The organism is Stenotrophomonas cyclobalanopsidis (assembly GCF_008710035.1).
GTDB lineage: Bacteria > Pseudomonadota > Gammaproteobacteria > Xanthomonadales > Xanthomonadaceae > Stenotrophomonas > Stenotrophomonas cyclobalanopsidis.
In genome coordinates this window covers 105,929-120,734 of sequence record NZ_VYKI01000009.1, presented here as the reverse complement: position 1 = coordinate 120,734, position 14,806 = coordinate 105,929, and the positions used below count along the sequence as shown (strand labels likewise).

Genomic DNA, 14,806 nt, shown 5'->3' with positions numbered 1-14,806 from the left:
CGGTCTTAGAAGATATCGAACGCGGCAGCGTCGGCCTGCGGGGTGTTCTGCAGGTTGAGGTCGTAGTCGGTCAGGCGGTCCATGTCTTCCACCTTCACCCACTCCACCGCGCCGTTGAGCGTGGCCTGGACCATGCCTGCCGGCGGTTCGTTCTCGGCCAGCGGCACGTCCTTCAGGGCGGTGCGCATGTAGTCGATCCAGATCGGCAGGGCGGCCTTGCCACCGTATTCGCGGTAGCCCAGTGAGCGGAAGTCGTCGCGGCCCACCCAGACCGTGGTGACGTAGGGGCCGCCGAAGCCGGAGAACCAGGCGTCGCGGTGGTCGTTGGTCGAACCGGTCTTGCCGCCCAGGTCGGCGCGGCCGAGCACCTTGGCGGCGGTACCGGTACCGCGCTGGACCACGTCGCGCATCATCGACACCAGCTGGTACGCCGTGCGGGCGTCGATCGCGCGCGGGGCGGTGCGAGCATCCGGGTTGACCGGCGCGGCCGGGGTCTCGGTGGCCGGCGTGGCAGCCGCAGTGGCATCGGGCTTGGGCGCCGGGGCGCCGAAGTTGAAGCCATCCACCACCTGGTTCACCGGCTGGTCGCTGGTGCCGGCGCACTCGCGGCAGGCCAGGGCCGGGTTCTCCTTGAACACCACGGTGCCCTCGCGGTCGCTCACCTGGTCGATCAGCCAGGTGTCCACGCGCGAGCCGCCGTTGGCGAACACGGCGTAGCCGCGGGCCACCGACAGCGGGGTGAGCGAGGCGGTACCCAGTGACATCGACAGGTTCGGCGGCAGTTCCGATTCGGCAAAGCCGAACTCGCTGATGTACTTGCGCGCGTAATCCACGCCCATGCCATCGAGCAGGCGCACCGAGACCAGGTTGCGCGACTGCACCAGCGCCTCGCGCAGGCGCATCGGGCCGCGGAAGCCGCCGCCGTCGTTCTGCGGGGCCCAGGTCTTGCCGCGACGGTCGCGGAACACGACCGGGGCGTCGAGAACGATCGAGGCCGGGTTGTAGCCCTTGTCGAAGGCGGCCGCGTAGACGAACGGCTTGAAGCTTGAACCCGGCTGGCGGCGGGCCTGGGTGGCACGGTTGAACTTGTTGCCGGAGAAGCTGAAACCACCAACCAGGGCCTTCAGGGCGCCGCTGTGGGCATCCAGCGAGACCAGGGCGGACTGGCCGCGCGGAATCTGGTCCAGCAGCCACTCGCCTTCCTTGGCACCAGCGCGCACGCGCACGATGTCGCCGCGCTGCACCAGCTTGCCCGGGGTCTTGTTGGTCCACTTGGCGGCACCGGCCGGCAGCACGATCTCGCTGCGGTTGGCCAGGACCACGGTGGCGCTGCCGTCGGCGCCGGTGCTGGCGACGATGGCCGGCAGCAGGCCGGCCTGGCCGGCGATGCCGCGCAGGTGCTCGGCCAGGGCGGCGGCGTCATCACCGGCGCCCAGCTGCACCTGCTTCTCCACGCCGTGCCAGCCGTGGCGGTGGTCATACAGCAGCAGGCCGTCACGCACGGCCAGGTTGGCCGATTCCTGCAGGGTGGCATCGATGGTCGTGGTGACGTGGTAACCCTTGTTGACCACGTCGCCGCCGAAGCGGGCGATCATTTCCTGGCGCACCAGCTCGGCCACGTACGGGGCGTACACCTCCACCGGCGGCTCATGCGGGGTGGCGTGCATCGGCACGGCCTTGGCCGCATCGGCCTCGGCCTGGCTGACGAACTTCAGGTCGGCCATGCGCTGCAGCACGTAGTTGTCGCGGCGCTGGCGGGCACGTTCCGGGTTGGAGATCGGGTTGCCGGAGGAGGGGAACTTGGGGATGCCGGCCAGCGAGGCCATTTCGTCCAGGTCCAGCTCGTTCAGCTTCTTGCCGTAGTAGAACTCGGCGGCGGCGGCCACGCCATAGGCGCGGTTGCCGAAGAAACTCTTGTTCAGGTACAGCTCGAAGATCTCGTCCTTGCTCAGCTCGGATTCGATCTTGCGGGCCAGCAGGATCTCGGCCAGCTTGCGGGTGTAGCTGTACTCGGAGCTGAGGAAGAACTGGCGGGCGACCTGCTGGGTGATGGTCGAACCACCGGGCACGCGCTTGTCATTGGTGGTGGCCAGCAGCCAGACCGCGCGGGCGATGCCCTTGTAGTCCACGCCCCCGTGTTCATAGAAGCGGGCGTCCTCGGTCGCCAGGAACGCCTTCTTCAGCTTGTCCGGCACGTCCTCCATGGTGATGGGCGTGCGCCGGGTCTCGCCGAAGACGGCCATCAGCTTGCCGTCGGCGGCATAGACGTACATCGGCTCCTGCATCTCGACATCGCGCAGGGCCTGCACATCGGGAAGCTTGGACGATACGGCGTAGTACAGGCCGCCGATTGCGGCAGCACCGACCAGCGCCAGGACCAGGACAACAATAAAGATCCAGCGCAGCCAGCGGCGGAGACGGGTCATCGACGTCAGATTCCGATTGCGAATTTCACGGTCGCAGAGTATAGATTACGCAAGGTGACGGCTGGGGCCGGTACCGGGGAACGCAAGGGGAGTCGCCAGGGGCTGCGTGTTCATCCTGTGAAGGGGTTCACAGCAGGGCGGTTGCGATTTGCTAAAAATACGTTATTAATGCGCGGACGCAGATCGTGTGTCCAAGTGCCCGTCGGCAGGGGAGAAACCGTGGGGCTCATCCCAAAAAGTCAGTCGCCGCTCATTGGCGTCGACATCAGTTCGACTGCGGTAAAGCTGTTGCAGCTTTCCCGCAGCGGCAACCGTTTCCGCGTGGAACACTACGCCGTGGAACCGCTGCCGCCGAATGCTGTGGTTGAAAAGAACATCGTCGAAGTGGAAGCCGTGGGTGAGGCCATCCGCCGGGCGATGAGCCGTTCCGGCAGCAAGGCCAAGCTGGCCGCGGCCGCCGTGGCCGGTTCGGCGGTGATCACCAAGCTGATCCCGATGCCGGCCGACCTCGACGAAGCCGACATGGAAGCCCAGATCGAGCTGGAAGCGGTCAACTACATTCCGTATCCGATCGAAGAAGTGAACCTGGACTTCGAGGTGATCGGGGCGATCCCGAACAACCCGGAGATGGTCCAGGTGCTGCTGGCTGCCTCGCGCTCGGAAAATGTCGAGCTGCGCCAGTCTGCGCTGGAGCTGGGCGGCCTGCAGGCCAAGGTGATGGACGTGGAGGCCTTCGCGGTCGAGAACGCCTTCGCCCTGGTGGCCAGCGAGCTGCCGGTGTCCCACGACGGGGTGGTGGCCCTGGTCGACATCGGCGCCACCATGACCACGCTGAACGTCCTGCGCAGCGGCCGCAGCCTGTACAGCCGCGAACAGGTGTTCGGTGGCAAGCAGCTGACCGACGAGATCATGCGCCGCTACGGCCTGAGCTACGAGGAAGCCGGCCTGGCCAAGCGCCAGGGCGGGCTGCCGGAAAGCTACGACGTGGAAGTGCTGGAGCCCTTCAAGGAAGCGACGGTCCAGCAGATCAGCCGCCTCCTGCAGTTCTTCTACGCGGGCAGTGAATACAACCGGGTCGACCACATCGTGCTTGCCGGCGGTTGCGCCGCGCTGGCCGGTCTGCCGGAGATGGTCGAAGAGCAGCTGGGCGTGCCGACCGTGGTCGCCAACCCGCTGGCACAAATGACCCTGGGCCCGAAGGTGCAGGCGCAGGCGCTTGCCCAGGATGCCCCCGCGCTGATGATCGCCACCGGTCTGGCACTGAGGAGCTTCGACTGATGGCACGCATCAATCTATTGCCCTGGCGCGCCGAACGGCGCAAGCAGCGCCAGCGCGAGTTCGGCGTCATGCTGGGCATGGCCGCGCTCGGTGGCCTGCTGCTGTCCCTGCTGATCTGGTTCTACTACGACATGCAGGTCAGCGGCCAGCAGGAGCGCAACGCCTACCTGCAGACCGAGATCGACAAGGTCAAGAAGCAGAACGAGGAGATCAAGCGCCTCGACGAACAGAAGAGCCGCCTGCTGGCGCGCAAGGCCGTCATCGAACAACTGCAGGCCAAGCGCTCGCAGATGGTCCATCTGTTCGATGCGCTGGTCCGCACCATTCCCGATGGCGTGGTGCTGACCGCCCTGACCCAGGATGGCGACATGCTCACCCTGGAAGGCCGCACCCAGTCCAACGCTCGCGTTTCGGCGTACATGCGCAATCTGGAAGTGTCCGGCTGGATGACCAATCCCGAGCTGTCGATCATCGAAGCCAGCAACCCGGAGAAGGACAAGGAAATCCGTGCCGGTGGCCCGGTGGCTGACATCAAGGCCCTGCCGTACCTGTTCAAGGTGACGGTGAAGCTGCCGGCACAGAGCGACGAGAACACCACCCCCGGCCTCAATGCCGATGGCTCGGTGGCGACGCCCGCAGCTGCGGCTCCCGCTGTCGCGCCGTTGTCGGCAGGCCCGGATGCGGCTGCTCCCGCAGCTGGCCAGGCTCCGGCACCCGCGGCAGCCCCGGCCAACGCGCCGGCTGCCCAGCCCGCGCCGGCAGCGCCGGCCGCCCGGCCGGCATCCCCGCCCAAGCCTGAGGGCAGCCGCCTGGCGCAGCCGCCGCAGGCCTTCCACGCCCCGCTGCAGGGGGACCGCGCATGAGCAGGAAAGTCGACCTCAAGAGCCTGGACTTCAACGACATCGGCAACTGGCCGCGGAACGCGAAGATCGTGTTCTGCGCGCTGATCGCCCTGGTCATCATGTTCGTGGCGTACATGCTGCTGATCAGCGGCAAGCGCGAGGAACTGGAAAGCCTGGAAGGCCAGGAGGCCTCGCTGCGCGAACAGTTCAGCACCGAGCAGGCACGCGCGGTGAACCTTGAACCGCTCAAGCAGCAGCTCGCACAGATGGAACAGGTCCTGCAGCAGATGCTGCGGCAGCTGCCCAGCAAGACCGAGATGCCGGACCTGATCATCGACATCTCGCAGACCGCGCTGTCCAGCGGCCTGACCAACCAGCTGTTCGAGCCGGAACAGGAACAGATCAAGGAGTTCTACGCCGAGAAGCCGATCAAGCTGAAGATGGTGGGCAGCTACCACCAGTTCGGCGCGTTCGTCAGTGGCGTGGCCTCGCTGCCGCGCGTGGTCATCCTGACCATGCACGACATCAACCTGAAGCCGGCCGACAAGACCGGTGGCAGCATCCGCGCCGGCGCGCTGGAGCTGTCTGGTACGGTCAAGACCTACCGGTACCTGGATGAGTCCGAGATCGCAGAGCAACAGGTTGAACCCGGCAAGGAGGCACAGAAGTGATCCGTTCCTTCATTGCACGGGGTGGCATGGCGATGGCGGTATTGCTGCTGGCCGGCTGCGGCCGCGGCATCACCAGCACGCCGGGCGACGCCCCCAATCTGGAAAAGTGGGTTGAAAGCGAGCGCGCACGACCGGCGCAGCCGTTGGAGCCGCTGCCGGTGATGCAGCAGTTCGAGACCTTCGAGTATTCCGCGCAGGGCATGCGCGATCCGTTCACCGATGCCTGGGCCAATCCGCAGCAGGGGGCTGGGGGAACCCGTCCGGATCCGAACCGGCGCAAGGAGCCGCTTGAAGGCTTCCCGCTGGATGCGCTGGACATGGTGGGGACCATCGGTACCGGAGGCGGCACGGTCGCCCTGGTGATGGGGCCCGACAAGGTGACCTACCGGGTGCGCCCGGGTGGATACCTTGGGCAGAGCGACGGGCGGGTCACCGCGGTCTACGAAGACCGCGTGGAACTGATCGAACTTGTGCCGGACGGTGCGGGGGGCTGGCTGGAACGTCCGGCCACGCTCGCGCTCGATGATCAATGATCGTTTACTGGGGATAGCACGATGACTTTTCACCAAGCCAAGGGGCTGCGACCCATCCGGCGCTCCACCTTGAACCGCATCAGCGCGCTGGGAGTCGCGCTGATGCTGGCCTGCGCTCCGGCGCTGGCTGCCGCACCGGCCGAAAAGCCGGCAGGCACCGCCGTAGCGACGCAGGCTTCGGCGCCGGCCTCGCTGTCGGTGCAGAAGATCGATTTCAAGCGTGGCGATGACGGCAGTGGCCGCCTGATCGTCCAGTTCGACGGCCAGGGCGCGATCCCTGACCTGCGCACACAGGACAACAGCGTGGTGGTCGACGTCGGCAATGCCCGGCTGCCGGCCAACCTGCAGAAGCCGCTGAACGTCACCGACTTCGCCACGCCGGTGCAGCGCATCGACGCCAAGCCGTCCGGCGCGGGCACCCAGCTGGTGCTGAGCACCGGCGGTGCGGTCGAATCGCTGGCCTACCAGAGCGGCAACGAGTACGTGGTCGAGATCAGTGCCCGCAAGGCACCGGCCGCCGTCGGTGCCGTCACCGCAGGCAGTGTCACCCAGGCTGCCAAGGGCGTGCCGGAGCGTGGCTACAGCGGCAAGCCGGTCACCTTCAACTTCCAGGACGTGCCGGTGCGCACCGTGCTGCAGTTGATTGCCGAAGAGTCGAACCTGAATGTCGTGGCGTCGGATTCGGTGCAGGGCAATGTGACCCTGCGCCTGGTCAACGTGCCCTGGGACCAGGCACTGGACATCGTGCTGCGCGCCAAGGGCATGGACAAGCGTCGCGACGGCAGCGTGATCTGGGTCGCGCCGCAGGCCGAGCTGGCCAAGTTCGAGCAGGAAAAGGAAGACGCACGCATCGCCATCGAGAACCGCGAGGATCTGGTGACCGATTACGTGCAGATCAACTACCACAGCGCCACGCAGATCTTCAAGGCGCTGACCGAGGCCAAGGGCATCGGCGGTGGTGGCAGCGGTGGTGGTGGCGGCTCCAGCTCCAGCCAGGAAGAGAGTGGCTTCCTGTCCTCGCGCGGCCGCATCGTCGCCGACGAGCGCACCAACACCCTGATGATCAGCGACATCCCGAAGAAGATCGCGCGCATGCGTGAGCTGATCAACGTGATCGACCGCCCGGTCGACCAGGTGCTGATCGAGAGCCGCATCGTCATCGCCACCGATACCTTTGCCCGCGAACTGGGTGCGAAGTTCGGCATCAGTGGCAGCCGTGACAATGTGTACTTCAGCGGTGATCTCGACTCCAACACGGAGACCCGCAAATCGCAGGTAGCCACTGCTGCGACCAATGCAAATGCTGTTCGTGACTGGATCGCCGGCGGCAGGGTCGGTCCCGCACCGGTGCCGGTTGCCTCGAGCATTACCCGAGGCTTGAACTGGGACCTGCCGGTGGCCTCCACCAGCAACCCCGGCTCGCTGGCACTGTCCATCCTCAACGCGGGTTACCTGCTGGACGTCGAACTGTCGGCCATGCAGGAGGAGTCGCGTGGTGAAGTGATCTCCAACCCGCGCGTGGTGACCACCAACCAGCGCGAGGCCCTGATCAAGCAGGGTAAGGAAATCGGCTACGTGACCATCAGCGGCGGCGGTGCGGCCGGCGGTGCGCAGACCCCGAACGTGCAGTTCAAGGAAGTGGTGCTGGAGCTGAAGGTCACCCCGACCATCACCGACGACAACCGTGTGTTCCTGAACATGGCGGTCAAGAAGGACGAAGTGCAGCGCTACATCACCCTGGCCGGCTACGGTGAAATCCCGGAAATCAACCGCCGCGAGGTCAACACCGCCGTGCTGGTGGAAGACGGCCAGACCGTGGTGATCGGTGGCGTGTACGAGTTCACCGACCGCAGCAGCGTCAGCAAGGTGCCGTTCCTGGGCGATGTCCCGTTCCTGGGTAATCTGTTCAAGAAGCGTGGCCGCAACAAGGACAAGGCCGAACTGCTGGTGTTCGTGACCCCGAAGGTGCTGCGCGTGGCCAAGAAGAGCTGAGCCAGCCCACATACGCTGTACGAGACGGGGCCGCCATGTGCGGCCCTTTTTCGTGGTGGATCCACGGCCTGTGCGGATGGCCATTCATCCGTCCTTGATCCAATCCGCGGACCGGCCTGCGATGATGTGGGGAACCCGTGCCGTTCCGCGCCGGTCAAAGGCCCCCATGAACCTGCCACCGCCGATGCCCGAATCCGCCACGCCGCCGCCCGCGCCGACCACTTCGCAGCTGCATGCCGCCTTCACCGGGCTGCGTGATGCCCTGTCGGCCGAGATCGTCGGCCAGGCCGCGCTGGTCGAGCGCCTGCTGATCGCCCTGCTGGCCGACGGCCACCTCCTGGTCGAAGGCGCCCCCGGCCTGGCCAAGACCACCGCCATCCGTGCGCTGGCCTCGCGCCTGGAAGCCGATTTCGCCCGCGTCCAGTTCACCCCGGACCTGCTGCCGGCCGACCTGACCGGGACCGAGATCTGGCGCCCGCAGGAGGGCCGCTTTGAATTCGTGCCCGGCCCGATCTTCCACCCGATCCTGCTGGCCGACGAAATCAACCGCGCCCCGGCCAAGGTACAGTCGGCGCTGCTGGAAGCGATGGGCGAGCGCCAGGTCACCGTCGGCCGCCATACCTATGCGCTGCCGTCGCTGTTCCTGGTGATGGCCACGCAGAACCCGATCGAGCAGGAAGGCACCTTCCCGCTGCCGGAAGCGCAGCTGGACCGTTTCCTGATGCATGTGCGCATCGGTTATCCGGATGAGGCCGCTGAAGCGGAGATCCTGCGCCTGGCCCGCGACCGCGCGCGCGGTGCGCTGGACAATGCCGCGCCGGCACCGGAAAAACTGCCGATGCAGGTGGTGTTCGACGCCCGACGCGAAGTACTGGACCTGCACATGGCGCCGGCACTGGAGCGTTACCTGATCGAACTGGTGCTGGCCTCGCGCGATCCGTCGCGCTACGACGCCGGCCTCGGCCGCCGCATCGCCTGGGGCGCAAGCCCGCGCGGCTCGATCGCACTGGAGCGCTGCGCGCGAGCGCGTGCGTGGCTGGCCGGTCGTGACTTCGTTACCCCGGATGACGTGCGTGCCGTGGCCGCCGACGTGCTGCGCCACCGCGTGCTGCCCAGCTATGAAGCGACGGCCGAAGGCTGGGATGGCGAGCGCCTGGTGCAGGAACTGCTGGCCCGAGTGCCGGCGCCCTGAGCCTGCACATGTCCGATTCATCCCCGCCGCACAGCGCCAGCGTGGCCGAAGGCGATGGCCTGCGCCCGCAGCTGGCCGAGCTGGTGGCCCTGCGCCGGCTGGCGCAGCGACCGCCGCCGCCGCGCCGTGGCCGCGTGGGCAATGCCGGCCAGGCACCGTCACCGCTGCGCGGACGCGGCATGGAATACGCCGAGTCGCGCGAGTACGTACCCGGTGATGACGCCCGCCATATCGACTGGCGGGTGACCGCGCGCACCGGTCGCGCCCATACCAAGCTGTTCCAGGCCGAGCGCGAACGGGTCAGCCTGATCGTCGCCGACACCTCGCCAGCGCTCTATTTCGGTACGCGCGTGCGCTTCAAGTCGGTGCAGGCCGCGCGTGCCGGTGCCGTGGCGGCGTGGTCCGCACAGCGTCGTGGCGACCGCATCGGCGCGCTGCGTGGCAGCGACCATGAACCGCCCATCGCTCCGGCCGGCGGCCCGCGTGGCGTGCTGCGCGTGCTCGACGCACTGACCCGCTGGTACGCGCAGCCGCCCGCCGATGACCTCGGCCTGGAGCGCGCGCTGGACCACGCCGGCCGTGTGCTGCGCCCCGGTGCGCGCATGCTGGTGCTGGCCGATCCCCAGCAGGCCCTGCGCATCGCCCCGGCGCGCTGGAGTGCGCTGGCCCAGCACCACGACCTGAGCCTGCTGCTGCTGGTCGATCCGCTGGAAATGCAGCCGCCCTCGGCACCGCTGCAGTTCCTGGCCGCGCAGCAGCGCATCGGCCTGGATCTGCGCCGCAGCGACGTGCAGGAGCACTGGCGCGCGCACTTCGTTGAACCGCTGCAGGCCATGCGCCAGCAGCTGGCCGCACGCCGGGTGGATGTGCAGATCCTTTCCACCGATGCTCCCAGCGACGCCTGGCTGGCACCTGCACCGACCGAGGTGCCGGCGTGAGCGCGGCCCCGCCACTGCGCGACGTCGCGCTGCCGCCGTCGCCCTCGTGGTGGCCACCGGCGCCGGGCTGGCTGATGCTGATCGGCGCTGTGCTGCTGGTGCTCGGCATCGTGGTCTTCATCGGCGAGCGTCGCCGCCGTCGACGCCAGCGCTGGCTGCAGCAGTTCGACCAGGAACTGCAGGCCGCGCCTACTGCAGCGGCCGAACTGGCCGCCGTCGCCGGCCTGCTGCGTCGCGCCGCGCGCCTGGCCCAGCCGGGCAGCGAAGCGCTGTATGACCAGGCCTGGTGGCAGCGGGTCGATCCGAAGGATGACCTGGCCGAGCCGCAGCGCCGGCTGCTGGCCGAAGGCGCGTACCGCCCGCAGGTGGCCGCGGACGAAGTGGCCGAGGTCCGTCGCTGGGCACGCGAACGTTACCTGCAGCTGCTGCAGGAGCGTCGCCGATGAGCCTGCTGGCAAGTTACTGGCCCTGGCCGGACCTGCAGCTGGCCTGGCCGCTGGCATTGCTGGCACTGCCGGTGCCGCTGCTGATGCATCTGTGGAAACGCCGGGCCGAACCCGGCGCCGCCCTGCGCGTGCCGTATGCCGCCGCCGAGCTGCAGGCGCTGGCCGGCGGTGGACGCGTCGATGCGTCCTGGCTGCGCACGATCATCCTGTGGTTGGCCTGGGCCGCGCTGTGCGTGGCGATGGCGCGGCCGCAGCAGTTGGGCGAAGCGATCACGCCGCCGCAGGAAGGCAGGCAGATGATGCTGGCGATGGACGTGTCCGGCAGCATGAGCGAGCCGGACATGGTGCTCGGTTCACAGGCGGTGGAGCGTCTGACTGCGGCCAAGGCGGTGCTGGCTGACTTCCTCGACCGCCGCGCCGGTGATCGCGTCGGCGTGCTGGTGTTCGGCGACCGCGCCTATACGCTCACCCCGATCACCGCCGATCTGGCCAGCGTGCGCGACCAGCTGCGCGACAGCGTGGTCGGCCTGGCCGGGCGCGAGACCGCCATCGGCGATGCCATCGCGCTGGCGGTCAAGCGCCTGCGCAGCCAGCCGGAAGGGCAGCGCGTGCTGATCCTGCTGACCGACGGCGTCAGCAATGCCGGTGTGCTGGAGCCGCTGCGCGCGGCTGAGCTTGCGCGTGCCGAAGGCGTGCGCGTGCATACGGTCGCCTTCGGCAGTGATGGCAGCATGCGTCTGTTCGGCATCCCCATCGCCAGTGACCGCGACCCGGTGGATGAAGCCACCCTGCGAAAGATCGCCGAAATGACCGGCGGCCGTTTCTTCCGCGCCCGCGATACCGACGAGCTGGCCGGCATCTATGCCGAGCTGGACCGGCTGGAACCGATCGCGGCGAAGGGCCCAAGCCTGCGCCCGCGCAATGAACGCTATGCCTGGCCGCTGGCCCTGGCGCTGTTGCTGGGCGCATTGGCATGGCTGTGGCCGGAGCGCCGCCGATGATCGCCACGTTCCTGCAGACATTCCAGGCCGCGCTTCCCGATTGGAGCGCACTGCATTTCCTGCGGCCCGAGTGGCTGTGGGCGCTGCTCGCGCTGCCGCTGATCATCGCCGCCACGCTGTACCGGCAACGTCGCAGTGATGCGTGGCGGCAGGCGGTCGACGCGCATCTGCTGTCGCACCTGCTGGCCGCAGGTGGGCGCCGCCGTGCGCGTCTGCCCTGGGCCATCCTGCTGGGCTGGACGCTGGCCGTGCTGGCCCTAGCCGGCCCGAGCTGGCGCCAGCAGGCGCAGCCGATGTACCAGGCCGGCACGCCGCTGGTGGTGGTGCTGGATCTGTCCAGCCGCATCACCGCCACCGACCTGCCGCCGTCGCGGTTGCTGCAGGCACGGGCCAAGATCGGCGCACTGCTGCGTGCGCGGCAGGGCGGCCAGGTGGGTCTGGTGGTGTATGCCGACGACGCCTACACCGTTGCACCGCTGACCGATGACACCGCCAATGTCGCGCTGTATCTGGATGCGCTGTCGCCGGAGGTGATGCCGCGCGATGGGCAGCATGCCGACCGTGCCATTGACTGGGCGACCCAGCTGCTGCGCCAGACCGGCACGCTGCGTGGGCACATCCTGCTGATCAGCGACCACGCCGATGCCGCCGCTGCGCTCGCCGCGACGCAGGCACGCAGTCTCGGCCTGCAGGTGTCGGTGCTGGGCCTGGGCACGCCCACGGGCGCGGCCTACCGCGATGGCAGCGGGCAGATCGCTCAGGCGGCGCTGGATGAAGGCAGCCTGCGCACGGTGGCTACTGCCGGTGGCGGCCAGTACGCGCGCATTGCTGCCGATGACCGCGATCTGCGTGCACTGGATGTGCTGGATGCCAGCGATGGCACCGCGCGGCAGCGCCCGGGGCAGGGTAGGCAATGGCAGGACGAAGGCTACTGGCTGCTGCCGCCGCTGATGCTGCTGGCCCTTCTGGCGTTCCGTCGCCGCGCGGTGCTTGCCGCGGTGCTGGCGGTGGGCCTGCTGCCGTTGGCCGGCAACCTGCACGCGCAGCCACGCAGTGCGCCGGCAAAAGAAGCCGGCACGCTCTGGCAGCGTGCCGACCAGCGCGAGCACGAACGCATCGCCGAAGGCGTGCAGGCCTACCGCAACGGTGATTTCGACACCGCGCGCGCACGCTTCGAGGGCATCGACAGTGATGCCGGCCTGTACAACCTCGGCAACGCGCTGGCGCGGCAGGGCGACTACGACGGCGCCATCGCCGCCTACGACCGCGCGCTGGCCAAGCATCCGGGCATGGCCGATGCCGTGGCCAACCGCGCGGTGGTCGACGCCGCGCGCAAGCGCAAGCCGCCGTCGAACAAGGACCAGAACGACCGCTCCAACCAGAACAAGGGGCATGGCCAGCCGCCGCCGCAACCGAAGCAGGGGCAGCAGCCAGGTCAACAGGGCAAGCAGGGCCAGCAGGACCCGAAGCAGGGCCAGCAGGATCAACAGCCTCCGCAGCAGGGCAGGCCCGGCGACACGAAGGACGGCCAGGATGCCGGTCCGCAGGCCGCCGATGCGAAGGCGCAGGCGCAGGCCGACGCCGAGCAGCGCCAGCGCATGCAGCAGGCCATGCAGCAGTCCAGGCCCGGCGAGCAGGGCAAGCCGACCACGCGTGGCGACGGCCGCACGCCGCAGCAGCGCGAGGAACGGCAGGCAGTGGAGGCGTGGATGCGTCGCGTGCCAGATGACCCGGGCTCGCTGCTGCGGACCAAGTTCCAGCTCGAAAACGAACGTAGAAAGAGGGAAGGGCGATGATCGGCGTGCCGCACAGGACATTCCAGGTGACGGTGCTGCTGGCGATGCTGCTGGCGTGGCTGCCGTCGGCCGCGCTGGCGCAGACGCGCGCGTGGCTCGACCCGGCCAGTACCACCCTCGGTGAGCCGGTCACCCTGCAGGTGGAAACCGACCAGGGCAGCCCGGACTACGCGCCGTTGAATGCAGACTTCGTGCTCGGCGCGCGGGGCAGCAGCCGCCAGGTGCAGTGGAGCAACGGCAGCATGCAGCAGCGCAACGTGTACTCGGTGACGCTGACCCCGCGCCGCAGCGGCACCCTGCTGGTGCCCTCGCTGCAGGTCGGCAGCCAGCGCACCGAACCGCTGCAGCTGCAGGTGGGCACCGGCACGGTGGCCAACGCACAGAGTAATGCCGCCGCCTTCGTCGAGACTGAAGTGGACGACGCGCAGCCTTACGTGCAGCAGAGCGTGGGCGTGGTGGTGCGTCTGTACTTCGCCTCGCAGCTGGCCTCGGGCGAGCTGGTGCTGGATACGCCCGAGGGTGCTTCGCTGCAGCGGGTGGGCGAGGACCGCACCGATGTGCGCCAGGTCAACGGCCGCCGCTACAACGTGGTGGAGCGCCGCTTCCTGCTGATTCCCGAACGCAGCGGGCCGTTGCGGCTGCCCGGTGCGCGCTTCAACGGGCGCACGGCAGGTGGCTTCTTCGATGATTTCTTCGGCGCGGGTGGCGACGGGCGCATGAACGCCGTCTCGCCCGAGCGCACCCTGCAGGTGCGCGCGCAGCCGGCGCAGGCACCGCAGCCCTGGTTGCCGCTGCACGGCCTGCAGCTGCGCTATACCACGGCGCCGGACAGTGCGCGTGCCGGCGAAGCAGCCACCGTGGTGGTCGAAGCCGTGGCCAACGGTGCGACCCGCGCCCAGTTCACCGATCTGCCGGTGCCCGACGTGGGCGATGCCGGGCAGGTCTTTGCCGAACCGGCCCAGTACGATGAGACCTTCAGCGGCAGCACGCCGCGCCTGAAGATCACCCGGCGCTATTCGATCGTGCCGCGCCAGGCCGGCACGCTGGTGGTGCCGGGGCCGAAGGTGACCTGGTGGAACGTGGACAGCGGCAACGCCGAGCAGGCCACGCTGCCGGACCTGACCCTGACGGTGGCCGCTGGACGCAGTGGCACCCCGGCGCCCCAGCCCCTCGATACCCAGGCCGCGCTGCCCGGCGACGACGCGCCGCCGGCCGCACCGACCGCAGTGCCGTTGGGCACGGCCGTTGCGCGCCCCTGGCCTTGGATCGCGGCCGCCGTTGGCCTGGCCGTGCTGTGGCTGCTGACCCTGGCCTGGGGCTGGCGCCGTGGCCGTCGTGCAGCGTCTGCCGGCGCACCGATCATCGCAGGCACCATCCATAGCGGCGCATCGCGTGGCAGCGTGGCCGAGCTGCGCCGCGCACTCGATGGCGAGGGCTTCGACCAGGTGCAGGCGCAGTTGTGTGCGATGGCCGGCGTCGAGCGCCTGGAGCAGGTGATCGAGCGTCTGGCCGATCCGGCCCAGCGCCAAGTGCTGCTGGACCTGCAGGCCGCGCGCTGGGGCGGGCAGGGCGAAGCGTCGGTGCTGCGTGCGCGCCTGCGCGAGTGCTTCCGTGACGGACCGCACTGGTCGGCGCCGCAGAAAGCCGTCGACACTGGTCTTGCGCCGCTGTACCCCACGCAGCGACCCTGA

At 68.7% G+C, this 14,806-nt stretch carries 12 protein-coding genes; 11 read left to right on the top strand and 1 reads right to left on the bottom strand.

The genetic code is table 11. The features are described 5' to 3' along the window. Positions 1-5 precede the first annotated feature (5 nt). Positions 6-2,426, bottom strand: a complete 2,421-nt coding sequence (locus FJU31_RS09375; RefSeq protein ID WP_150454513.1) for a penicillin-binding protein 1A — start codon at positions 2,424-2,426, stop codon at positions 6-8. Positions 2,427-2,645: 219 nt separating this feature from the next. Between FJU31_RS09375 and FJU31_RS09370 the strand changes: the two genes are divergently transcribed. From FJU31_RS09370 to FJU31_RS09320, 11 genes are all read left to right on the top strand, one after another. Continuing rightward, the gene (locus FJU31_RS09370; protein ID WP_150454512.1) at positions 2,646-3,704 is read left to right on the top strand and encodes a pilus assembly protein PilM; all 1,059 of its coding nucleotides are present in this window, start codon (positions 2,646-2,648) and stop codon (positions 3,702-3,704) included. Continuing rightward, entirely contained in the window at positions 3,704-4,567 is an 864-nt protein-coding gene (locus FJU31_RS09365) for a PilN domain-containing protein (RefSeq protein ID WP_150454511.1), read from the top strand. Before FJU31_RS09370 ends, FJU31_RS09365 begins: the two co-directional genes overlap by 1 nt. Beyond that, positions 4,564-5,217: a type IV pilus inner membrane component PilO gene (locus tag FJU31_RS09360; protein ID WP_150454510.1), complete on the top strand. Its 654-nt coding sequence runs from the start codon at positions 4,564-4,566 to the stop codon at positions 5,215-5,217. Before FJU31_RS09365 ends, FJU31_RS09360 begins: the two co-directional genes overlap by 4 nt. Before the next feature lie 26 nt (positions 5,218-5,243). After that, positions 5,244-5,750 (top strand): pilus assembly protein PilP, encoded by a 507-nt coding sequence (locus FJU31_RS09355; RefSeq protein WP_108770744.1) that lies wholly within the window; start codon positions 5,244-5,246, stop codon positions 5,748-5,750. Positions 5,751-5,771: 21 nt separating this feature from the next. Beyond that, positions 5,772-7,742 (top strand): type IV pilus secretin PilQ, encoded by a 1,971-nt coding sequence (locus FJU31_RS09350; protein ID WP_150454509.1) that lies wholly within the window; start codon positions 5,772-5,774, stop codon positions 7,740-7,742. Positions 7,743-7,908: 166 nt separating this feature from the next. Then, a complete protein-coding gene (locus tag FJU31_RS09345) occupies positions 7,909-8,934 on the top strand; it encodes an AAA family ATPase (protein WP_150454508.1) in 1,026 nt (341 codons plus the stop codon). A gap of 8 nt (positions 8,935-8,942) precedes the next feature. Then, positions 8,943-9,872 (top strand): DUF58 domain-containing protein, encoded by a 930-nt coding sequence (locus tag FJU31_RS09340; RefSeq protein ID WP_150454507.1) that lies wholly within the window; start codon positions 8,943-8,945, stop codon positions 9,870-9,872. Continuing rightward, positions 9,869-10,318, top strand: a complete 450-nt coding sequence (locus tag FJU31_RS09335; RefSeq protein WP_150454506.1) for a DUF4381 family protein — start codon at positions 9,869-9,871, stop codon at positions 10,316-10,318. The genes FJU31_RS09340 and FJU31_RS09335 overlap by 4 nt, the downstream gene beginning before the upstream one ends. Beyond that, positions 10,315-11,319 carry a vWA domain-containing protein gene (locus FJU31_RS09330; protein ID WP_150454505.1) on the top strand — a complete coding sequence of 335 codons (1,005 nt, stop codon included), beginning with the start codon at positions 10,315-10,317 and terminating at the stop codon, positions 11,317-11,319. The genes FJU31_RS09335 and FJU31_RS09330 overlap by 4 nt, the downstream gene beginning before the upstream one ends. Further along, positions 11,316-13,115, top strand: a complete 1,800-nt coding sequence (locus FJU31_RS09325; RefSeq protein ID WP_246161267.1) for a VWA domain-containing protein — start codon at positions 11,316-11,318, stop codon at positions 13,113-13,115. Before FJU31_RS09330 ends, FJU31_RS09325 begins: the two co-directional genes overlap by 4 nt. Next, positions 13,112-14,806, top strand: coding sequence for a BatD family protein (locus tag FJU31_RS09320; RefSeq protein ID WP_150454503.1), 1,695 nt, complete (start codon positions 13,112-13,114; stop codon positions 14,804-14,806). Before FJU31_RS09325 ends, FJU31_RS09320 begins: the two co-directional genes overlap by 4 nt.